The 20,954-nt window shown below is 54.1% G+C and carries 18 protein-coding genes and 3 tRNA genes; 3 read left to right on the forward strand and 18 right to left on the reverse strand.

The genetic code is table 11. The features are described 5' to 3' along the window. Positions 1-8: 8 nt before the first annotated feature. The 14 genes from rlmB to nnr all read right to left on the reverse strand — a co-directional run bounded on the left by rlmB (position 9) and on the right by nnr (position 16,345). Positions 9-743, reverse strand: a complete 735-nt coding sequence (gene rlmB / locus RAC60_RS16940) for a 23S rRNA (guanosine(2251)-2'-O)-methyltransferase RlmB (RefSeq protein ID WP_033740035.1) — start codon at positions 741-743, stop codon at positions 9-11. 66 nt (positions 744-809) lie between these two features. After that, on the reverse strand, positions 810-3,245 hold the full coding sequence (rnr, locus tag RAC60_RS16945; RefSeq protein ID WP_375094067.1) for a ribonuclease R: 2,436 nt from the start codon (positions 3,243-3,245) through the stop codon (positions 810-812). 16 nt (positions 3,246-3,261) lie between these two features. Further along, entirely contained in the window at positions 3,262-3,705 is a 444-nt protein-coding gene (gene nsrR / locus RAC60_RS16950; protein WP_006120936.1) for a nitric oxide-sensing transcriptional repressor NsrR, read from the reverse strand. A gap of 222 nt (positions 3,706-3,927) precedes the next feature. Continuing rightward, on the reverse strand, positions 3,928-5,226 hold the full coding sequence (locus RAC60_RS16955) for an adenylosuccinate synthase (protein ID WP_375094068.1): 1,299 nt from the start codon (positions 5,224-5,226) through the stop codon (positions 3,928-3,930). Positions 5,227-5,392: 166 nt separating this feature from the next. Continuing rightward, complete coding sequence (locus RAC60_RS16960; RefSeq protein WP_006120939.1) at positions 5,393-5,593, reverse strand: DUF2065 family protein; 201 nt, start codon at positions 5,591-5,593, stop codon at positions 5,393-5,395. Positions 5,594-5,648: 55 nt separating this feature from the next. Next, complete coding sequence (gene hflC / locus RAC60_RS16965; protein ID WP_006120940.1) at positions 5,649-6,653, reverse strand: protease modulator HflC; 1,005 nt, start codon at positions 6,651-6,653, stop codon at positions 5,649-5,651. Between the two features lie 3 nt (positions 6,654-6,656). Continuing rightward, positions 6,657-7,889 (reverse strand): FtsH protease activity modulator HflK, encoded by a 1,233-nt coding sequence (gene hflK, locus RAC60_RS16970; RefSeq protein ID WP_205955723.1) that lies wholly within the window; start codon positions 7,887-7,889, stop codon positions 6,657-6,659. A gap of 177 nt (positions 7,890-8,066) precedes the next feature. Continuing rightward, positions 8,067-9,347, reverse strand: a complete 1,281-nt coding sequence (gene hflX, locus RAC60_RS16975) for a ribosome rescue GTPase HflX (RefSeq protein WP_006120942.1) — start codon at positions 9,345-9,347, stop codon at positions 8,067-8,069. Positions 9,348-9,422: 75 nt separating this feature from the next. Next, entirely contained in the window at positions 9,423-9,737 is a 315-nt protein-coding gene (gene hfq / locus RAC60_RS16980) for an RNA chaperone Hfq (RefSeq protein ID WP_033740039.1), read from the reverse strand. A 104-nt stretch (positions 9,738-9,841) separates the two neighbouring features. Further along, positions 9,842-10,792 (reverse strand): tRNA (adenosine(37)-N6)-dimethylallyltransferase MiaA, encoded by a 951-nt coding sequence (gene miaA, locus RAC60_RS16985; protein WP_375094069.1) that lies wholly within the window; start codon positions 10,790-10,792, stop codon positions 9,842-9,844. Then, a complete protein-coding gene (gene mutL / locus RAC60_RS16990; protein ID WP_205952344.1) occupies positions 10,785-12,629 on the reverse strand; it encodes a DNA mismatch repair endonuclease MutL in 1,845 nt (614 codons plus the stop codon). The genes miaA and mutL overlap by 8 nt, the downstream gene beginning before the upstream one ends. A 49-nt stretch (positions 12,630-12,678) precedes the next feature. Continuing rightward, positions 12,679-14,355, reverse strand: coding sequence for an N-acetylmuramoyl-L-alanine amidase AmiB (gene amiB / locus RAC60_RS16995; RefSeq protein WP_006120946.1), 1,677 nt, complete (start codon positions 14,353-14,355; stop codon positions 12,679-12,681). After that, a complete protein-coding gene (tsaE, locus tag RAC60_RS17000) occupies positions 14,352-14,828 on the reverse strand; it encodes a tRNA (adenosine(37)-N6)-threonylcarbamoyltransferase complex ATPase subunit type 1 TsaE (RefSeq protein WP_054633013.1) in 477 nt (158 codons plus the stop codon). Before tsaE ends, amiB begins: the two co-directional genes overlap by 4 nt. After that, positions 14,825-16,345: a bifunctional ADP-dependent NAD(P)H-hydrate dehydratase/NAD(P)H-hydrate epimerase gene (nnr, locus tag RAC60_RS17005; protein ID WP_375094070.1), complete on the reverse strand. Its 1,521-nt coding sequence runs from the start codon at positions 16,343-16,345 to the stop codon at positions 14,825-14,827. Before nnr ends, tsaE begins: the two co-directional genes overlap by 4 nt. Here nnr and queG point away from each other — a divergent pair. Then, positions 16,344-17,483 carry a tRNA epoxyqueuosine(34) reductase QueG gene (queG, locus tag RAC60_RS17010; RefSeq protein WP_033740044.1) on the forward strand — a complete coding sequence of 380 codons (1,140 nt, stop codon included), beginning with the start codon at positions 16,344-16,346 and terminating at the stop codon, positions 17,481-17,483. The genes nnr and queG overlap by 2 nt on opposite strands. Before the next feature lie 342 nt (positions 17,484-17,825). Here the strand turns inward: queG and RAC60_RS17015 are convergent. The 4 genes from RAC60_RS17015 to orn form a co-directional block, all read right to left on the reverse strand. Then, a tRNA-Gly gene (locus RAC60_RS17015) sits at positions 17,826-17,901 on the reverse strand. Positions 17,902-17,927: 26 nt separating this feature from the next. Beyond that, positions 17,928-18,003, reverse strand: a tRNA-Gly gene (locus tag RAC60_RS17020). A gap of 26 nt (positions 18,004-18,029) precedes the next feature. Then, positions 18,030-18,105: transfer RNA gene (locus RAC60_RS17025), tRNA-Gly, on the reverse strand. 153 nt (positions 18,106-18,258) lie between these two features. Further along, positions 18,259-18,807 carry an oligoribonuclease gene (orn, locus tag RAC60_RS17030; RefSeq protein WP_006120954.1) on the reverse strand — a complete coding sequence of 183 codons (549 nt, stop codon included), beginning with the start codon at positions 18,805-18,807 and terminating at the stop codon, positions 18,259-18,261. 99 nt (positions 18,808-18,906) lie between these two features. On the opposite strand from orn, the gene rsgA reads away from it, so the two are divergent. Then, positions 18,907-19,956: a small ribosomal subunit biogenesis GTPase RsgA gene (gene rsgA / locus RAC60_RS17035; protein ID WP_033740048.1), complete on the forward strand. Its 1,050-nt coding sequence runs from the start codon at positions 18,907-18,909 to the stop codon at positions 19,954-19,956. Positions 19,957-20,048: 92 nt separating this feature from the next. Continuing rightward, positions 20,049-20,945: an archaetidylserine decarboxylase gene (gene asd / locus RAC60_RS17040; protein WP_033740050.1), complete on the forward strand. Its 897-nt coding sequence runs from the start codon at positions 20,049-20,051 to the stop codon at positions 20,943-20,945. Positions 20,946-20,954: the final 9 nt, after the last annotated feature.

Consider the following 20,954-nt stretch of genomic DNA (forward strand, 5'->3'; position numbering starts at 1 on the left):
GGCGGCGATCACGCGTTGCGCTGACGCACCGCCTCAAACAAACAGACGCCCGTTGCGACTGAAACATTGAGCGAGGAAACGCTTCCTGCCATTGGAATGCTGATCAGTTCGTCACAGTGCTCACGTGTCAGGCGGCGCATGCCTTCGCCTTCCGCGCCCATGACCAGCGCCATCGGGCCTGTCATCTTACTTTGATAAACGGTGTGGTCGGCTTCACCCGCGGTACCCACAACCCAGATGTGATATTCCTGTAGCAGACGTAAGGTACGCGCCAGATTCGTGACCCTGATTAACGGGATGTTTTCCGCTGCACCGCTGGCCACTTTTTTAGCGGTTGCGTTCAGGGGCGCAGAGCGATCTTTCGGCACGATAACGGCATGTACGCCCGCCGCGTCGGCACTGCGCAGGCAGGCACCCAGGTTATGCGGATCGGTGACGCCGTCCAGCACCAGCAGGAAGGGTTTCTCCAGGCTCTGTAGCAGATCCGGCAGATCGCCCTCCTGATACTGCCGACCCGGCTTAACACGTGCCACGATGCCCTGATGTACGCCGCCTTCGACCTGGCTGTCCAGCCATTTGCGGTCGGCCAGCTGAATGACGATCCCTTGAGCTTCCAGCGCGGTCACCAGCGGTTGCAGGCGACGATCGTCGCGGCCTTTGAGAATAAAGACTTCCTGGAAACGTTGTGGGTCACGTTCCAGCAACGCCTGCACGGCATGGATACCAAAAATAATTTCGCTCATCAATCTGCTCAGTGGTTGGAAATAAATGGATAACAGCCCCTGCGCGAACGCAGAGGCCTGGGCGCATCAGGCAGGCTTCGCCTTCTTCGCGGCGCGCTTCGCCTTAGTGGCGGCGGCGATTTTACGGGTTTTCTCCGAAACTTTTTTACTTTTTTTCTCAGTCTTTGCCGCAGCAGGCTTGCTGCCACTCTTGCGGAAAGCGGAATCCGGTTCAAAGTTGGTTTTACGGCTGGCCTGGCGACGGCGTTTGATTGGTGCTTTACCGTCCCGCTTCGCCTTGTCACGTTCGGTTTTCCCTTCGCCGCGCACCTGACGCTTGCTGGAGATCAACGCAAAGTCAATCTTGCGCTCGTCCATATGGACCGCTTCAACACGCACTTCAACCGCATCACCTAAGCGATACGTGCGTCCACCGGATTCACCGATCAACCGCTGCCCCACCGGATCAAAGCGGTAGTAATCATTGTCCAGTGTCGATACATGCACCAGGCCGTCGATAAACAGATCGCTGAGACGGACAAAGAAGCCAAAGCCGGTAACGCTGGAGATGACACCATTGAAGACATTACCGACCTGATCCTGCATAAAGTCACATTTCAGCCAGTCGGCGACGTCGCGGGTGGCTTCGTCGGCACGACGCTCGGTCATGGAACAGTGCTGGCCCAGTTGCAGCATCTGCTGCATATCGTAGTGATAACCGCCCGTTGGTGTCGTCAGGCCTTTCACGTCGCCCTGCTCTTTAGCCAGCAAATACTTGATGGCGCGGTGCAGGAGTAAATCCGGATAACGGCGGATGGGTGAAGTGAAGTGAGCATATGACGCCAGCGCCAGGCCAAAGTGCCCACGGTTTTCCGGGTCGTACACCGCCTGTTTCATGGAGCGCAGCAGCATGGTTTGCAGCATTTCCGCATCCGGACGATCGGCAACCTGCTCCAGCAACGCGGCGTAGTCGACAGGCTGCGGTTTATTGCCTCCAGGCAGACTCAGGCCAAGTTCATTTAATACGGTGCGGAAACTTTTGATGCTGTCGTCGCTGGGGCGATCGTGATCGCGGAACAGCGCAGGCTCCTGATTCTTCTCCACGAAGCGGGCAGAAGCAATGTTTGCCAGAATCATGCACTCTTCAATCAGCTTGTGGGCGTCATTGCGCGAGGTGCGTTCAACGCGTTCGATGCGGCGTTCAGCGTTGAAAATAAACTTCGCTTCTTCTGTCTCAAAGGAGATACCACCCCGTTCTTCGCGGGCGGTTTCCAGCACCTGGTACATGTTGTGCAGTTCCTGCAGGTCTTTGACCAGCGGCGCGTACTGCTCACACAGTTCCGGGTTGCCTTGCAGAATATTCCACACTTTGGTGTAGGTCAGACGCGCATGGGAGTTCATCACCGCTTCATAGTGTTTGAAGCCGGTGAGTTTACCTTTTGCCGATACGGTCATTTCGCACACCATACACAGGCGATCGACCTGAGGATTCAGCGAGCACAAGCCGTTCGACAGCACTTCCGGCAGCATCGGCACTACCTGCGAAGGGAAATATACCGATGTCCCGCGCTGCTGTGCTTCGTTATCCAGCGGTGTGCCGGGGCGAACATAGTAACTGACGTCCGCAATGGCCACCCACAGACGCCAGCCACCTCCGCGCTTTTTCTCGCAGTAAACCGCGTCATCAAAATCGCGGGCATCCTCACCGTCGATAGTGACTAACGGCAACTGGCGCAGATCGACCCGGCCTTTTTTCGCCGACTCGGGCACCTCTTCACTCAGCTTGCTCACCTGAGTTTCAACCTCTGGCGGCCAGCTGTGCGGAATTTCATGGGTGCGCAGCGCCATATCCACGGCCAGGCTGGTGCCCATATCATCGCCAAGAATCTCGGCGATTTTACCGATTGCCTTCGAACGCCGGGTTGGACGTTGTAAAAGCTCAACGACCACGACGGACCCCATGCGGGCATTCATGGTTTCTTCAGGCCCGATCAGAATATCGAAGCTCAGACGACTGTCGTCGGGCACAACAAAGCCGACGCCGGCATCGGTGAAATAACGGCCGACGATTTGATTATTGCGCGGTTCCTGAACCCGAACGACACGCGCTTCGCGGCGACCTTTCCGATCGGCCCCCAGCGGTTGCGCCAGGATGACATCGCCATGCATACAAAATTTCATCTGTTCGGCAGAAAGATACAGATCGTCTTTTTGCCCTTCAACGCGTAAAAAGCCATAGCCATCACGATGACCAATGACCTTTCCACGCAGCAGATCAAGACGTTCAGGCAGGGCATAACACTGGCGGCGGGTGAAAACTAACTGGCCATCACGTTCCATTGCACGTAAACGACGGCGTAAGGCTTCAAGGTGCTCTTCTTCCTGCAAATTCATTTCTTGTGCCAGCTCTTCGCGGCTGGCGGGTTTTTCGCGTTTTTCTAATAAAGCCAGAATAAATTCACGGCTTGGAATAGGGTTTTCGTACTTTTCAGCTTCTCTGTCCAGAAAAGGATCTTTTGACATTACGGTTCCTCCGATGTCATTGAGTATTCATTGCCACCGGCGGTTCAGACAATACAATTTCATATAAAGGCGTATTACCTTCCACTAAATCTGCCAGCGTATAGCCGTCCAGTTCTTTTAAAAATAACTGCACGGCATCATGTAAGGCCTGCTTAAGGCGACAGGCAGGCGTGATAGAGCACCGGGCGCAGTCAACCAACTGCAAAGGTTCCATTTTGCGAACCACATCACCAATGATGATATTTCCCGGAGGCATTCCCAGACGAATGCCCCCATTTTTGCCACGTATGGCCGCAACAAACCCAGCACGACTAAGTTGATTGATAATTTTGACCATATGATTACGCGACACGCCATACGTATCGGTGACCTCTGTAATACTGGTTAGTCTGCCTTCCGGCAGTGTGGCCATATAAATCAACGCCCTCAGGCCGTAGTCGGTAAAACTTGTTAGCTGCACAGTGACCTCAGTCAATCATTCGGTGGCACCTGTATGCTCGCCCGTCCTGCTGTTTATTTCAATATTGAACTGGTTCTGACGTATTTCGCTACGATGATAAACCAGAGTGTTGGCGGCTGTGTATTTTTTTCAGCCAGTGTAGAGTTGGACAAGCGAAGGGAACTTTAGTGGCATTAAATCACATAAAAAACAAAGGCCGGACATTGTCCGGCCAGCTGATGATTACGCGCTGAATGGGTCACGCAGAATCATTGTCTCGCTACGATCAGGGCCGGTTGAAATAATATCAATCGGAACACCGGTCACTTCTTCTACACGTTTGATGTAGTTGCGCGCCGCCTGAGGCAGGCCTTCCAGCGTTTTAACGCCAAAAGTGGTTTCGCTCCAGCCCGGCAGGGTTTCATAGATCGGCTCAATGCCTTCCCAGTTCTCAGCAGCCAGCGGCGTAGTGGTGACTTCATTGCCGTCAGGCATGCGATAAGCCACGCAAATTTTTACTTCTTTCAGACCATCCAGTACATCCAGCTTGGTCATGCAGAAACCAGACAGTGAGTTGATCTGCACCGCACGGCGGACCGCAACGGCATCCAGCCAGCCCGTACGACGGCGGCGGCCTGTAGTGGCACCAAATTCGTTACCTTGCTTGCAAAGGAACTCACCGGTTTCATCGAACAGCTCGGTAGGGAACGGACCCGCACCCACACGCGTTGAGTAGGCTTTAACAATACCCAGTACGTAATCGACAAAACGCGGGCCGATACCTGAGCCTGTCGCCACGCCACCGGCGGTGGTGTTGGACGAGGTCACATAGGGATAGGTACCGTGATCGATATCCAGTAGTGTTCCCTGCGCGCCTTCAAACATAATCAGATCGCCACGCTTACGCGCCGTATCCAGCAGTTCAGACACATCGACCACCATGCCGGTCAGGATGTCGGCAACCGCCATGACATCGTTCAGCACTTTATCGTAGTCGACGGCTTCTTCTTTGTAATAATTCACCAGCTGGAAGTTATAGAGATCCATCACTTCTTTCAGCTTGGCAGCAAAGGTTTCTTTGTTGAACAGGTCGCTGACGCGCAGTGCACGACGGGCAACTTTGTCTTCGTAAGCCGGTCCGATGCCACGGCCCGTCGTCCCGATCGCTTTTGCACCGCGCGCTTTTTCGCGCGCCATGTCCATGGCGACATGGTATTGCAGGATCAGCGGACAGGCTTCAGAAATCAGCAGACGTTCGCGTACGGGAATCCCACGCTCTTCCAGGCCTTTCATCTCTTTCATCAATGCTTCAGGAGAGAGAACCACGCCATTACCAATGATGCTGGTAACGTTATCACGCAGGATGCCAGAAGGGATTAAGTGGAGAACGGTTTTTTCACCGTTGATGACAAGTGTATGGCCCGCATTGTGGCCGCCTTGATAACGCACCACGTAGTTAGCGCGCTCAGTCAGAAGGTCTACAATCTTACCTTTACCTTCGTCACCCCATTGGGTGCCCAGTACGACGACGTTCTTACCCATTTCTCAAAATCACCGATTGCTTAAAAAAGGATTCTACCATCTGATTTTATGGTTTTCAGCACTTTTAGCACACGATTGCGCGCTTTTTTGCCTGCGTTTTGATCACTACTACATCCAGGGGGTAAACACGACTTCAGATACCACACAGATGGCGAGCGCCACCTTATCAGGCTTCGCCATGCAGCCGCAGCATGCAGTAAATCACCACGCCGGCGACCACTAATCCCCCACCAAAACGGTGTAAAAGCCGATCGGGCAACTGGGTCATGCTCAACACTACGCGCCGCCACAGCCGTGGCATAAACATCGGCCCCAGTCCCTCAAGCACTAAAACCAATGCCAGTGCCATCCAGATATTTACGTTCATTCCGCATCCAAAAAAAAGGCCGACAACATTGTCGGCCTGTCAGTTATATCAGTTCTTAGCGCGTGGCGTTAGACGGCGCCTTCATATAGCGGAAGAAGTCACTGTCCGGGCTCAACACCATCACGTCCTGATTTTCGTTGAAGCTGTTTTCATAAGCACGCAGGCTGCGGATAAAGGCGTAGAAATCCGGATCCTGACTGAAAGCATTCGCAAACAGTTTTGCCGCTTCTGCATCGCCATCACCGCGGGTAATCAGGGCTTCACGCTGGGCTTCTGCCAGCGTACGGGTAACCTGATAGTCAGCCTGAGCACGCAATTTTTCCGCCTCTTCCTGACCTTGTGAACGCTGGCTACGCGCAACCGCTTCACGCTCGGCGCGCATACGGTTAAAGATCGCATCTGAGACTTCCGTCGGCAGATTGATCTGCTTGATCCGCACGTCAACAACCTGAATCCCTAACGCCGCCATACTGTTTGGATTTGGCGCAGGTTCACTGCTGTTGGTTTCCCGTTCAACCCGTGCCGCTGCGCTGGCGATAGCATCATCTGCGGCTGGTGTAGACACGTCATCGTCACCGCCTGCCGTACCGGTATTCAGCGCATCGCGGACATCCGTGGTCAAACGACCACGAGAATCGGTCACGATGTCTTTCACGTCGAGACGGCCCATTTCTGAACGTAAACGGTCACTGAATTTACGCTTCAGCAGCACTTCGGCCTGAGACACATCCCCACCACCGGTTGCCAGGTAGTAGCGACTGAAATCGCTGATGCGCCACTTAATGTAAGAGTCGACAATCAGATCTTTCTTCTCTTTGGTGACGAAGCGATCGGCCTGGTTATCCATGGTCTGGATACGCGCATCCAGCATTTTAACCGTTTCGATAAACGGAATCTTGAAATGCAGACCCGGTGCAAAAACCTGAGGCTTGTTTTCGCTGTCGCGCAGGACTTTACCAAAGCGCAGGACAATACCGCGCTCACCTTCCTGTACCACGAAGAGCGACGCATAAATGGCGACCAACGCGATAATAATGACAACTATGACTGGCTTACGCATTGATTACTCTCTCCCTTCGCGCTGGGTATCGTTGCGCAGAGCGTTGGCTCGACGCTGATCCATGATGCTGTCTGGACTGTATGACGACGTGTCCGTGCGGCTTGCACTCCGATCGGAAAGTGACGGCAATGCTGTGCTGCTCTTTTGCCCGTTCTTCGCAGAGGAAGACTGAACACCACGCATCAGTTGATCGAGAGGCAGAACCATCAGGTTGTTACCACGATCGTTCACCAGCACTTTACGTGTATGACTCAGAACACGCTCCATGGTCTCAATGTACAGACGCTCTTTGGTAATTTCCGGCGCGGCTTTGTATTCCGGTAAAAGCTTGGCAAAACGCGCCACTTCACCCTGTGCTTCCAGCACCGTGCGCTCTTTGTAAGCACGTGCTTCTTCCAGCACACGCTGCGCACGACCGTTAGCCCGCGGCTGAACTTCGTTCGCATAGGCTTCCGCTTCACGCACATACTGCTCACGGTTTTCACGCGCGGCAATCGCATCATCAAACGCTGACTTCACTTCTTCAGGAGGACGCGCCGCCTGGAAGTTAACGTCAAGCACCGTGATGCCCATATGGTACGGGCGAATGGTTTCGTCGATTTCGCGCTGCGTTTCGCTACGCACGACCGTACGACCTTCTGTCAGAATACGATCCATGGTAGAGCGACCTATTACGCCGCGCAGCGCACTGTCCGTTGCCTGACGCAGGCTGTCGTCCGGGCTGGTAACAGAGAACAAATAGCGTTCCGGATCGGTTACGCGGTACTGCACGTTCATCTCCACGCGCACGACGTTTTCATCAGAGGTCAGCATGACGCCCGATGCCGCCAGTTCACGCACGGCTTCGACATTCACGGCGCGGACCTGATCGATAAAGGTGGGCTTCCAGTTCAGGCCTGGCTCAACGATGTGGCTGAACTTACCAAAGCGCGTGACAACACCGCGTTCCGCTTCTTTGATCGTATAAAATCCGCTTGCTGCCCAGATCACCACTGCCGCAACAGCGACAATGCCAAAAAGTTTGCCGCTACCGCCGGAACTGCGCTGACCATTGTCACCTTTATTGCCGCCGCCGAATCCGCCAAGCTTTTTACTCAGCTTGCGGAAGATATCATCCAGATCAGGAGGCCCAGATTCCTTACCTCCCTTATTCCCCCCAGAGTTGCCGCCTTGATTATTGCTGCTTCCCCACGGGTCGCGGTCCTGTCCGTTATTTCCGGGCTGATTCCACGCCATGTCATTACTCCATTTATAGTTTTAGCGGCTTACCCTTGTGATTTTCCGTTGTGGCGGCACTGGCTGCGTCTGTGTTCCCGACTCGCCGACCAGGTGAAGAGAGTGGCCGTCGGGAAATATGTCAACTAACGCCGCGCAACAACATAAAATCGTCAGGGTAAGTTCGGTTTGGCAATCTCAAACAATATAACTGGTCAGCGACGGCTCCTGCTTGCATAAGCGGTGCCAGTCAACAATCGGCATTCGCACATGCAACCCCACACTGCCGTCCTCTTCGTTCCACTCTTTTTCAATCGCCTGCAACTGATAGAAACGGCTGCGTAAGCGCCCCGCATCCGGTGGCAAACGTAAATCGTACTGGGCAATCTCGCCCGACAGACGCTCGGACAGCGCCTGCCATAACAGCGGAATCCCCGCCCCCGTCTGCGCAGAGAGCCATACTCGCACCGGCAGGTTATTTTCGTCACGGTCAATGCGCGGTTCAAAACCGTCCAGCATATCGATCTTATTCATGATCAGTAACGCGGGAATTTCATCGGCTTCGATTTCTTCAAGCACCTCATTGACAGCATCTATGTTTTCATTGACCCGTACGTCGGCTGCATCGATCACATGCATCAGCAACGTGGCCTGGCGGGTTTCCTGCAAGGTAGCTTTAAATGCGGCCACTAAATCATGCGGCAGATGGCGGATGAAGCCGACGGTATCGGCCAGCACAACTTCACCGACATCGGCAACATTCAGGCGACGCAGCGTGGGATCCAGCGTGGCAAACAGCTGATCCGCGGCATAAACGTTGGCAGAGGTGATGGCGTTAAAAAGGGTAGACTTGCCGGCGTTGGTGTAACCCACCAGCGAGACAGTCGGCACATCGGCTTTAGCGCGCGCCTGTCGTCCCTGCTCGCGCTGTTTTTCAACGCGTTCCAGACGTGACAAAATCTGGCTGATACGGCCACGCAATAAACGGCGGTCGGTTTCTAACTGCGTTTCACCCGGGCCACGCAGGCCAATACCGCCTTTCTGGCGTTCAAGGTGCGTCCAGCCTCGTACCAGGCGTGTTGCCAGGTGACGCAACTGCGCCAGCTCAACCTGCAATTTCCCCTCATGGGTACGTGCACGTTGGGCAAAAATATCAAGAATCAGGCCAGTGCGGTCGATAACACGGCACTCGCACAGGCGCTCAAGATTACGTTCCTGAGCGGGCGTTAAGGCATGATCGAAAAGGACGACCGATGCTCCACTTGTTTTTACCGCATCGGCAATTTCAACGGCTTTTCCTTCACCGACAAAATACTTGGGATGTGGCGCTTTACGACTGCCGGTGACAACCTGCAGTGCTTCAACGCCAGCAGAAGAAACCAGGGTTTCGAATTCCTGTAAATCTTCGAGCTCTTTGTCTTGGGAGAACCAGATGTGTACCAGTACGGCCTGCTCACCGGCATCATAACGGTCAAACAAGCTATAACCTCGCTTATATAAAAAGACCAGGACGGAAAACCTGAGGCTTTCCAGTCCTGGTTAAACGGTGCCGCCTTACTCTGCGTTATCACCGTCTTGTTGTGGCTGCGACTGAGCAGACGTATTGCTGCCGCCGTGATGGTAATTGTTGTTGCTGCCACCGCCGGTATTGTTGCTATGGTGAGAAACCGGACGTGAAGGCACAACAGTAGAGATGGCATGCTTATACACCATCTGACTTACCGTGTTTTTCAACAAAATAACGAACTGATCAAAGGATTCAATCTGACCTTGCAGCTTGATACCGTTGACCAAATAGATCGAAACCGGAACACGTTCACGACGCAGTGCGTTCAGAAACGGGTCTTGTAATGATTGCCCCTTAGCCATTCTATCTTTTCCTTATATGCTTGTTGTTTGTTGCTTGTAGAACACAGTGGTTCTGAAAAAAACTGCGTAAAAATTTGCGCACGTAACTTGCCAATTGTACACAATCACCCATGCTTCGCACTAACAACCTGAAGTACTGTATCACGCGCTAAGTGAGGTTCATCACTGTCTAACCAGTGAATATTCTCCCAGCCACGTAACCAGGTCATCTGCCGTTTAGCGAGTTGCCGGGTTGCGCAACCCCCCCGATAAACCATTTCGTCGTAGTCGATCTCGCCCGCTAAATAAGACCACATCTGGCGATAGCCGACACAACGAATGGAAGGCATATCCGTATGCAAATCACCTCGTGCAAACAGGGCCCGAGACTCCGCTTCAAATCCTGACGCCAACATCTGGTCGAAACGCAACGCGATGCGTTGATGCAACAGCTCGCGGCTCGCGGGGGCGATAGCAAACTGGTGAACATCGTAAGGGAGCGCTTCGCCGGAAATTTTAGTCAGTTCCGTTAAAGTTTTACCCGAAATAAAAAAAACTTCCAGTGCTCGCGAAAGTCTCTGCGGATCATTCGGATGAATACGACTGCCTGCGACCGGATCAATTTCGCAAAGTTGACGATGTAAAGCTTCCCAGCCTTTTTCACTCGCCATTTGCTCTATTTTTTGGCGGACATCCGGATCGGCCGGGGGCAGCGGCGACAATCCTTCAAGTAACGCCTTGAAGTAGAGCATAGTTCCACCAACAAGCAACGGAATTCGTCCATGCTGAACGATATCCGCCATTTCTGCTAACGCGTCTCGCCGAAACTCCGCTGCCGAATAGGCCTCAGCAGGATCGCGAATGTCCAGCAAACGATGGGGTGCCAGCGCCAGCTCCTCCGCAGAAGGCTTTGCCGTACCGATGTTCATCTCTCGATAAATCAGGGCAGAATCTACGCTGATCAGTTCCACCGGCAACTGTTTACGCAGCTCAATCGCTAATGCGGTTTTGCCTGACGCTGTCGGCCCCATCAAAAAAATCGCCTTTGGCCGGCCAGCCTGGTTTAATTCACTCATGCTTCAACGCGTTTATCGCGCTCTCAATCTCGATGGCTTGCAACAAGCCTGAAGGTGGCGATTTCAGCAGCTGTGGACAAAGCCTTTCCAGCTCCGTCAACAGCGTAATCGCCTGGGAGTGATTCCAGTTCTGAGGCTCTGCATCCTCTCGTCGCGCCAGCCACTGGGCCAACTGCGTAGCAGAGTTCTCTTGCTGTCGGGCGAGATAGCCTAACAGTTCAGGAATCAAGATTTGTAAATTTTGTGTTCGTAACGGTAAAGGCACGGCGCGCAAGATAATGTGGTCGCCCTCCGGATGCAAATCAATGCCCATCTGGTTAAGCAGACTGAGATTGTCCTGTGCCGCCTTGCGCTCTGCCGAGGCGATTTTTAACCGCACAGGAATCAAAAGCGGTTGTGCTTTTAATCCACCTTCCTGCGGCTCTAACTGGGCCTGTTTTAACCACCGCGCCGCCACGGGCAGGGCTAATAACAGTAAAGTCTGGTCCTGCTCCAGCACGGCATACTGATCTGCCAGCACCGTCAGTACGCGACCAAAACTGTGCAGATGCGCTTTCACAGGCGCTGGCGTGATCGTCGCCTCACGTGGCGGCGAGACCGGCGCTTTTGCCGCAGTGGCAGGACGGGCTGCGGTATCCAGCAACTGCTGATAAACCTTGCCTTCACGCGGGCGATAACCCGGCTCTTTACTTTGCCAACCCGCCCCACCGGTTGTGCCACCACTGTTACGCGGCGTTGCCGCAGGCTGGCTGAAATGATTGCCGCCTGCGGCCTGGCGGTTTTCCTGTTGCCAGCGTGGTGCAGGCTCCTCCGCCTGTACGGCTGGCAGAACGGGCGCCGCACTTTCCTGCAAGACGCTCATGACGCCCTGGTAGATAAAATCATGCACCAGACGTGACTGATGAAAACGCACCTCATGTTTTGCCGGGTGGACGTTGACGTCGACCTGGTGAGGATCGATCGTCAGATAGAGCACATAGGCGGGCTGTTGATCGTCCTGCAACTGGCTCTGAAACGCCTGCCGGATGGCATGGTTGATGAGCTTGTCACGCATCATGCGGCCATTAACATAACAGTACTGGATGTCGCTGATCTGACGAGAGCCGGCGGGATCGGCAACCCAGCCGCGCAGAGCTAAATCGTCATGCTGCCAGTCAATCCGCAGTGCGTGCTGCATGAAGGTCGTGCCACAAATCGCGCCAAGGCGACGTTCACGCTGGCGCTCATCGTTAACCGCCCGGTACTGACGCATCAGCTTGCCGTTATGGTTCAGAGAAATCGCCACGTCAAACCGCGCCAGCGCAATGCGACGGATGACTTCATCAATATGACCAAACTCGGTTTTCTCAGTACGCATAAACTTGCGGCGCGCTGGCGTATTGTAAAAAAGGTCAAGGACTTCCAGCGTCGATCCACAGGGATGCGCGGCAGGCTTGAGGGTCACCTGCATATCACGACCTTCCGCGTACGCCTGCCAGGCTTCGCTTTGTTCGGCCGTGCGCGACGTCAGCGTCAGGCGGGAAACCGAGCTGATACTGGCCAGCGCTTCCCCACGGAACCCCAGGCTCATAATGGCTTCCAGATCGTCCAGTGATGCAATTTTGCTGGTTGCATGGCGAGCCAGCGCCATCGCGAGTTCATCTTTTGCGATACCACAGCCGTTATCGCGGATGCGGATGAGTTTTGCACCGCCCTTTTCGATATCCACATCTATTCGCGTTGCCCCCGCATCAAGGCTGTTTTCCACCAGTTCCTTCACAACCGATGCGGGGCGCTCAACCACTTCTCCGGCGGCAATCTGGTTAGCGAGTTGCGGCGGTAAAATTTGTATTGGCATGCGGGATATCCTTGTAGCTGGTTGCCCGGCCTGCTGGCCGGGCCCACAATCAGGATGCAGGGATTTTCAGGTTTTGACCCAACATCACGTTGGTTGATTTCAGGTTATTCGCCTGAAGGATCGATTTCGGGCTGACACCGTAATGGGCGGCGATGCTGCTCAGTGAATCACCACGAACCACCTTATGTCGGATCGGGCGACGGGGAGTCGTTGCAGCTGGCGTTGTCCTGCTGGCTACCGCGCTGGCAGGCACTTTCAGTCGCTGTCCCACCCAGACGACATCGCGCTTCAGGGTATTCATCTGCCGTAACGTTGCCATACTTACGCCATATTTTGCTGCAATACCGGACAGCGTCTCTCCACGTGTCACGGTATGCCGCTGCACAGCGCCCGTATACTGCGTCTCACCGGTAGCCGGATTACTGGCTACGCTGACCGCTGGCGACGAGCCCAGCGGCCGGTTTTCCTCCTTTGGGACCGATTGTAGCGGGTGCGCCAGGAAATAAGCGCGCAGTCCTTTATATATTGACTGTGCAATCTTATCCTGGTGTGCGCTACTGCCGAGCAGTCGCTCCTCCGAGGCATTACTGATAAATCCGGTTTCCACCAGAAGCGACGGAATATCCGGCGAACGCAACACGCCAAGGCTGGCATGCTCCGGTAAACGTTTGTGTAACGACGTCACACCGCGCAACTGTTGGATGACTTTCACCGCAATGTCATATCCGACGCGCTGCGAGTGACCAAACTGGAGATCAAGCACCGCCTGGCTCAGATAAGGATCGGCCTGGCTGTTGGCCAGTAAATCGCCAGCCCCGCCCAGGAGTTCAGACTGTTTCTCTTTTTGCTCCAGCCAGTTCGCCATCTCACTGTTTGCACGACGGTTAGACAAGACCCAGACCGAGGCACCTGTGGCCGCATGGCTGGGGGCAGCATCCGCATGGATAGAGACCAGCACGTTGGCATTCGCTTTACGCGCCACGTCTGACCGGCCCATCACTGAAATAAAGTAGTCGCCATCACGCGTCAATACACCTTTAAACATCGGATCATTGTTTAAAAGCACTTTCAATTTACGCGCAATCGCAATAGTGACGTTTTTCTCTTTCAGGCCGTGCTGCCCAATTGCGCCGGGATCCTGACCGCCATGTCCCGCATCAATGGCGACAATCACCGTATCGTTGCGGCTGGACGTGCCACCCGGTACGGCCGTGCTATTGGTATTGGTTACCGTAGTGACCGGATTCGCATTGAACGGATTGCTGGCATTGCGTTGTCGCGTTCGGGTGGGCTGGGATTCTGCCACGGCAGCAGGTGCGCTGCGCGTAACGGCGGGATGCTTACCCTGAATAGTAAAGACAACGCTGTAATTGCTGCCATTGCGCTGTGTCACTGCGCGGGTTTTTCCCGACTGCGTTAGCTCAAAAACCAGCCGAATACTTTGTTTATCTTTTGGCGTGCTGGTACGAATACGCTTTACGATGTTATCGCCGCTAAACGTTAAGGGTAGCCCTTTAATCACGCCACTTTGACGGATATCCAGAACAACGCGGTCGGGATTATGTAGGGGAAAATAGGCATAAACCGGCTGGCCAGAAAAGCTGAGCGTTACTGTCGCCTGGTTCCCGCCATTTGATACCTGAATGTCCGATAAATTAGCGGCAAACAGCGGACCCGCAACCAGTAGCAATCCTGCCACGATAACTGTTTTCATCCATGACATCATGCCGGTGCCCTGCCTTGTTCGATCTGCGTCACCCAGCGCTGTCCCTGTTCGGAATGTGCCACCAGTTCGGCCTCGCGTGCCTCATTGACATAACGCAGCGTTAAGGCGATATCCGGGGGAGGCAAAATACCGGCACCCTGTTGCGGCCACTCCACCAGACAAATCGCGTCATTGGTGAAGTAATCACGAATCCCCATGAACTCGAGTTCTTCCGGATCGGCAAGGCGATAAAGATCAAAATGATAGACAGCACGCCCGTCCAGAACATACGGCTCAACCAGCGTATAGGTCGGACTTTTCACATTGCCCACGTGGCCGGATGCCTGTAAGAAACCGCGGCTGAATGTGGTTTTTCCCGCACCGAGGTCGCCGTAAAGATAGATAACCGCCGCCTTGCCACAGGCATGCGCCAGTTGAGCACCCAGGTCGAGTGTTGCCGCCTCAGTGGGCAAAGGTATAACACAGCTCTTCATGCTTCTTGATTCATCTCTGGATTAACAAACTGCCACAGCAGATCAAATAAGTCTGATGCCAGCATACCGCGCGTGCCCCATAGTGCCGCTCGCTTATCAGCGGCAGCACCGTGAGCGACACAACCTGCGCAGGCAGCATCAAACAGCGCCAATTTTTGTCCCATCAACGAGGCAATAATACCGGTGAGCACATCACCCATACCACCCGATGCCATTCCTGCATTACCCACATCGGCAAAAGCCATCTGACCACTTTCACTGGCAATAATGGTGCCGGCGCCTTTTAAGACCACGACACCACCATAGCGTTTCACCAGTTCCTGTGCAGCATGTAAGCGGTCACTTTCAATTTCGCTGGTTTTAACACCCAGCAAGCGAGCCGCTTCGCCTGGATGCGGCGTTATAATGCGATTCTGACGTTTCTCTGCCTTTATTGCCAGCAAGTTAAGCGCATCAGCATCCCAAAGCATCGGCTTTTCAGCGCTTTTAACCTTCTCCAGTGCATTCTGGCCCCATTCACGCTGTCCCAGCCCCGGTCCAATCGCAACGACATCCGCCCAGGCGATGCCGTCATCCAGGCGCGTATCCGTCAGCTCGTCCACCATCACTTCCGGGCGCGCGGTAAGAATGGGCGCAATATTATCCTTGTGAGTAAGTACTCGCACCAAGCCGCTACCGGTGCGTAGCGCTGCTTCCGCAGACATCCGAATAGCGCCCGCGGTTCCACTGTCCCCACCAATAATCAGCAGGCGGCCCTGATCACCTTTATGGGAGGTCGCCTTACGCGGCTTAAGCCACTGGCGTAAACTGTGTGCATCGTATCGGGCCATGGGGGGCTGCTGTGCTGCCAGAAAGTCGTGTAAACCCAGACCGGCGAAATAAAGTTGTCCGACACAATCCCGTGCTTTACCGGTGAGCTGTCCGGGTTTTAACGCGATCACGCTCACCGTATGCGTGGCTTCTGTCGCCTCACCCGGCGTCGTGCCGTTTTCTGCCGACAGGCCGGATGGCATATCGATGGCCACGACCGGCGCGCTATGCTGATTTATCTGTGCAATCAGGGTGGATAAAGGCTCAACCGGCGCCCGTGAAACGCCAGTGCCTAACAACGCGTCTACGATCACGTCGACGTTTTCAGGCCAGGCGGCGTCGGGCGCGTGAATTTCGCCGCCCGATTCAAGCCATCCGTCTCGCGCAGTACGCGCTTCGTCGGGTAAAGGTTTACTGCCATCGCACGCCAGCAACGTCACCTGTTTACCTGCAGCCTGAGCCAACCGGGCAACAACATAGCCATCGCCTCCGTTGTTGCCGTGACCGCACAACACCAGCCAGTGCTGAGCTTCTGGCCAGTGCGCCATAATATGTTCATATACCGCCTGACCTGCACGTAACATCAGCTCGTAGAGCGTAATGCCCAGCGCATCTGCCCCCTCGCGCTCAAGTTGTTTCAGCGCCTGCGCAGGCCAGACAGAGTGTGGTAAACTGCCGCGGTTTCTCTTCGGATTCTGGTTAGTCATGTCATACCCTCTGGATCTTGATCAACTCGCTCAACACATTAAGCAGTGGGGACGCGATCTGGGCTTTCAGCAGGTCGGTATTACCGATACCGATCTCAGCGCAGAAGAACCGCGCCTGCAAGCCTGGCTGGATAAGCAGTACCATGGCGAAATGGAATGGATGGCCCGCCATGGAATGATGCGCGCACGTCCGCATGAACTGCTACCCGGCACGCTGAGGGTGATCAGCGTTCGCATGAACTACTTGCCCGCGAAAGCCGCGTTTGCCAGCACGCTGAAAAACCCACAGTTGGGTTATGTCAGCCGTTACGCGCTGGGCCGCGATTACCACAAAGTATTGCGCAATCGCCTGAAAAAGCTTGGAGAAATGATCCAGACGCACTGTGGCGAAAGCCAGTTTCGCCCGTTTGTGGATTCTGCGCCGCTGCTTGAACGCCCGCTGGCGGCGAAAGCCGGACTGGGCTGGACCGGTAAACATTCGCTGATCCTGAATCGTGAAGCCGGTTCGTGGTTTTTTCTGGGTGAACTGCTGATCGATCTGCCCCTTCCCATCGATACGCCGCAGGAAGAACAGTGTGGGCGCTGCGTTGCCTGCATGACCATTTGCCCGACGGGCGCGATTGTTGAGCCCTATACCGTCGATGCGCGACGTTGCATTTCCTACCTGACGATCGAACTCGAAGGAGCTATACCGGAGGAGTTTCGGCCGCTCATGGGAAACCGGATTTATGGCTGTGACGACTGTCAGTTGATTTGCCCCTGGAATCGCTATGGGCAGTTGACTGACGAAGCCGATTTTTCGCCCCGCGCCGCGCTGCATGCCCCAGAGTTAACCGCGCTGTTTCAGTGGGATGAAGCTAAATTCCTGCGCATTACTGAAGGGTCCCCTATTCGGCGCATTGGTTATCAGCGCTGGTCCCGTAATATTGCCGTCGCGCTGGGCAATGCACCCTGGCATACAGAGATCCTTAGCGTCCTTGAGCAACGACGTGGCGAAAGCGATCTGCTGGACGAACATATTGAGTGGGCTATCACGCAACAGTTACATAAGCGAAAAGCGCTGGCGATCGATGTTCAACCCGCGCAGCAAAAACGGCTGGTGAGAGTCATTGAAAAGGGATTACCACGTGATGCCTGATTGCGCAACTGTCCAGAAGGCGCGGATTTCCACATCCTGTGAATAAAAATAAAAACGCGTTGTCATTCAATCGTAATAACACAACTGACAGAAAAGAATAACATAATGAAATATTATTATTTCATTAAAAATCAGCAATTTAAATAAAATTTGTGTTATTTTGCAAATGCGTCTACCGTCTGGCTTAATTCACAAACCTGTGGATAACTCTGTTTAAAACAAAATTTCAGAAGGGCGAAAACGGCACAGACAACGCGATAACGGCTGTGGATAACTGGACTGAATTGTCGTTGATACTGCTGCCAGCCTGACAGGCTGTTAACAAAAACGTGACGATAAATCTGGAGCGGGAAACGAGACTCGAACTCGCGACCCCGACCTTGGCAAGGTCGTGCTCTACCAACTGAGCTATTCCCGCATAGAAGGGCACTGCAAAACACATTTTGGAGCGGGAAACGAGACTCGAACTCGCGACCCCGACCTTGGCAAGGTCGTGCTCTACCAACTGAGCTATTCCCGCATAGTAGGATACTGCTAAACATCATTTGGAGCGGGAAACGAGACTCGAACTCGCGACCCCGACCTTGGCAAGGTCGTGCTCTACCAACTGAGCTATTCCCGCGCCTTGTACCGTCATAAATTCTTCACCGGTACGGGGTGCGCATTATACGAGAAATCGCTGCTGCTGCAAGATGCTGACAACAAAATTTTGCGCTTTTAACGCGTTTGCTGATTATTGCAGCAACATGGCGATTTCCTGTGCACCCTTTGCTGGTTAAAGCTGCAAAAAGTGTTGACGGTAATAAGCAAGCTCGGCAACAGACTCACGAATATCGTCCAGTGCCTGGTGCGAACCCGTCTTTTTGAAGCCTGGCAGGATGTCTGGCTTCCAGCGGCGAGCCAGTTCTTTCAGTGTGCTGACATCCAGATAGCGATAATGGAAGTAGGCTTCCAGCTCCGGCATGTACTTAAACAAAAAACGGCGATCCTGGCCGATACTGTTGCCGCAGATCGGCGAGGTATTGGCTGGCACCCACTGTTTCAGAAATTCGATCGTTGCCTTTTCAGCAGCACGGTCATCTGTCTGGCTGGCCTTAACGCGCGCAACCAGTCCACTGTTAGTATGAGTACGGACGTTCCAGTCATCCATCAGGCTCAGTTGTTCATCAGACTGATGAACCGCCATCACCGGCCCCTCCGCCAGAATATTCAGATCGGCATCAGTCACCAGAGTGGCAATCTCAATGATACGATCGCGTTCCGGATCGAGCCCGGTCATTTCCAAATCAATCCAGATTAAATTATTTTCGTTTCCAGTGGCCATGCTATTACCTGTGGTTGCTGAGTCGTCATTCGTCATCAATAAGGTGTATCATAGACGTTTTGCCCCTGTGGCGAAATCCAGCTAAACCGGTGAGGGTGAGTGAGTAAAAATAAACTGTCGAAAGGTCAACAACGCCGCGTAAGCGCTAACCACGATCGTCGTTTAAATCAGCGCAAAACGCGCCCGGAAGCGGACGATAATTTATTTGGTGAAGATGCTGAGGGCATTGTGGTCAGCCGATTTGGCATGCATGCCGATGTCGAAGACAGTGCGGGCATTACGCATCGCTGCAATATTCGCAGGACGATTCGTTCACTGGTGACGGGCGATCGTGTGGTCTGGCGCCCTGCCCTCAACGGCGGCAAAGGCATTGTTGAAGCGGTGCATGAGCGCACCAGCGTACTGACACGTCCTGATTTTTACGACGGCGTTAAACCTATTGCCGCGAACATCGATCAGATTATTATCGTGTCGGCCATTTTGCCCGAGCTCTCCCTGAACATAATTGACCGCTATCTGGTCGCCAGTGAAACGCTGGATATCGAGCCGCTGCTGGTGCTCAATAAAATCGACCTGCTGGATGATAAAGCCCGCGCGTTTGTCGATGAGCAAATGGCGATCTATCGCAAGATTGGTTATCGGGTCTTAATGGTCTCCAGCCATGAGAAAGCAGGTCTGAGTGAATTGCAGGCGGCATTGATTGACCGGATAAGTATCTTTGCGGGACAGTCCGGCGTCGGCAAGTCGAGCCTGTTGAATGCCCTGCTCGGTTTTGATCAACAGGAAGATACGGCCATTCTGACCAATGACGTGTCCGACGTGTCGGGTCTGGGTCAGCATACGACGACAGCATCCCGGCTTTATCATTTCCCCGACGGCGGCGATGTGATCGATTCGCCCGGCGTTCGTGAGTTCGGTTTATGGCATCTGGAGCCGGAACAAATCACCCGGGGATTTGTCGAATTCCGTGAGTTTTTAGGCGAATGCAAGTTCCGTGACTGCAAACATGGCTCGGACCCTGGCTGTGCCATCCGTGAAGCCGTTGAGCAAGGAAAAATCGACGCATCCCGCTTTGACAACTATCACCGCATTCTGGACAGTATGGCGCAGGTGAAAGTCCGGAAAAACTTTGCTGAGAGTGAAGATTAAGGCCAGTAACAGCGTAGTCGCCATCTGACCGGGGCGCTGCTACAATCCGCCCCCATTTTGTCAATGTTATAAAAGATAGCCAGGAGGCTAGGGTGTTTGATCGTTTTAAACTTGGCTTGAACCACATTCTCCCCAAAAAATGGCTGACTGAACTTGCTGGCTGGGGCGCAAGCCGTCGCGGCGGCTGGCTGACAAAGCTGGTGATTGACGGCTTCGTCTGGTTTTATAAAGTCGATATGACTGAAGCACGTAAACCGGATACCGCCAGTTACCGCACCTTCAACGATTTCTTCGTCCGCCCGTTAAAGGACGAGGCGCGCCCTGTGGATCCGGATGCGAGCCTGATCGCGCTGCCTGCGGACGGTGCCATCAGTCAACTTGGTCATATCGAAGGCGACCAGATTTTCCAGGCAAAAGGCCACTACTATACGATCGACGCGCTGCTGGCAGGGAACGAGCAACTGGCCGCGTTGTTTCGTGAGGGTGAATTTATCACGACGTATCTGGCACCGCGTGATTATCACCGCGTCCATATGCCGTGCAACGGCATCCTGCGTGAAATGATTTACGTGCCAGGCGATCTTTACTCAGTGAATCCTCTGACCGCACGCAACATCCCTAACCTGTTTGCCCGTAACGAACGGGTCATTTGTTACTTCGAGACCGATATGGGACCGATGGTACAGATCCTGGTGGGCGCGACTATCGTCGGGAGCATTGAAACCGTTTGGGCTGGCACGGTCACGCCACCACGCGAAGGCATTATCAAACGCTGGCACTATCCGGCCGCCGACCACGACGGTGCCGTTGTTCTGCTTAAAGGCCAGGAAATGGGCCGCTTCAAGCTGGGCTCGACCGTGATTAACCTGTTTGCGCCTGGCCGTGTCAGGCTGGCAGAAAGCCTTGAGGCCGAAAGCAAAGTCCGGATGGGACAACCTATGGCGGTCGCCCTGCCTCTGGCCACCGCACCGTCTGACGCTGTCGAATAAGAGTAAGCC

It is taken from the genome of Pantoea sp. BR_17, assembly GCF_041955125.1.
Lineage (GTDB): Bacteria > Pseudomonadota > Gammaproteobacteria > Enterobacterales > Enterobacteriaceae > Pantoea > Pantoea stewartii.

Bases quoted from the DNA above. Each gene is read 5' to 3' on its own strand.
- rlmB (WP_033740035.1), bottom strand. From the start codon at position 743: ATGAGCGAAATTATTTTTGGTATCCATGCCGTGCAGGCGTTGCTGGAA.
- rnr (WP_375094067.1), bottom strand. From the start codon at position 3,245: ATGTCAAAAGATCCTTTTCTGGACAGAGAAGCTGAAAAGTACGAAAAC.
- RAC60_RS16955 (WP_375094068.1), bottom strand. From the start codon at position 5,226: ATGGGTAAGAACGTCGTCGTACTGGGCACCCAATGGGGTGACGAAGGT.
- RAC60_RS16960 (WP_006120939.1), bottom strand. From the start codon at position 5,593: ATGAACGTAAATATCTGGATGGCACTGGCATTGGTTTTAGTGCTTGAG.
- hflC (WP_006120940.1), bottom strand. From the start codon at position 6,653: ATGCGTAAGCCAGTCATAGTTGTCATTATTATCGCGTTGGTCGCCATT.
- hflK (WP_205955723.1), bottom strand. From the start codon at position 7,889: ATGGCGTGGAATCAGCCCGGAAATAACGGACAGGACCGCGACCCGTGG.
- hfq (WP_033740039.1), bottom strand. From the start codon at position 9,737: ATGGCTAAGGGGCAATCATTACAAGACCCGTTTCTGAACGCACTGCGT.
- miaA (WP_375094069.1), bottom strand. From the start codon at position 10,792: ATGAGTGAATTAAACCAGGCTGGCCGGCCAAAGGCGATTTTTTTGATG.
- mutL (WP_205952344.1), bottom strand. From the start codon at position 12,629: ATGCCAATACAAATTTTACCGCCGCAACTCGCTAACCAGATTGCCGCC.
- amiB (WP_006120946.1), bottom strand. From the start codon at position 14,355: ATGATGTCATGGATGAAAACAGTTATCGTGGCAGGATTGCTACTGGTT.
- tsaE (WP_054633013.1), bottom strand. From the start codon at position 14,828: ATGAAGAGCTGTGTTATACCTTTGCCCACTGAGGCGGCAACACTCGAC.
- queG (WP_033740044.1), top strand. From the start codon at position 16,344: ATGTCATACCCTCTGGATCTTGATCAACTCGCTCAACACATTAAGCAG.
- nnr (WP_375094070.1), bottom strand. From the start codon at position 16,345: ATGACTAACCAGAATCCGAAGAGAAACCGCGGCAGTTTACCACACTCT.
- orn (WP_006120954.1), bottom strand. From the start codon at position 18,807: ATGGCCACTGGAAACGAAAATAATTTAATCTGGATTGATTTGGAAATG.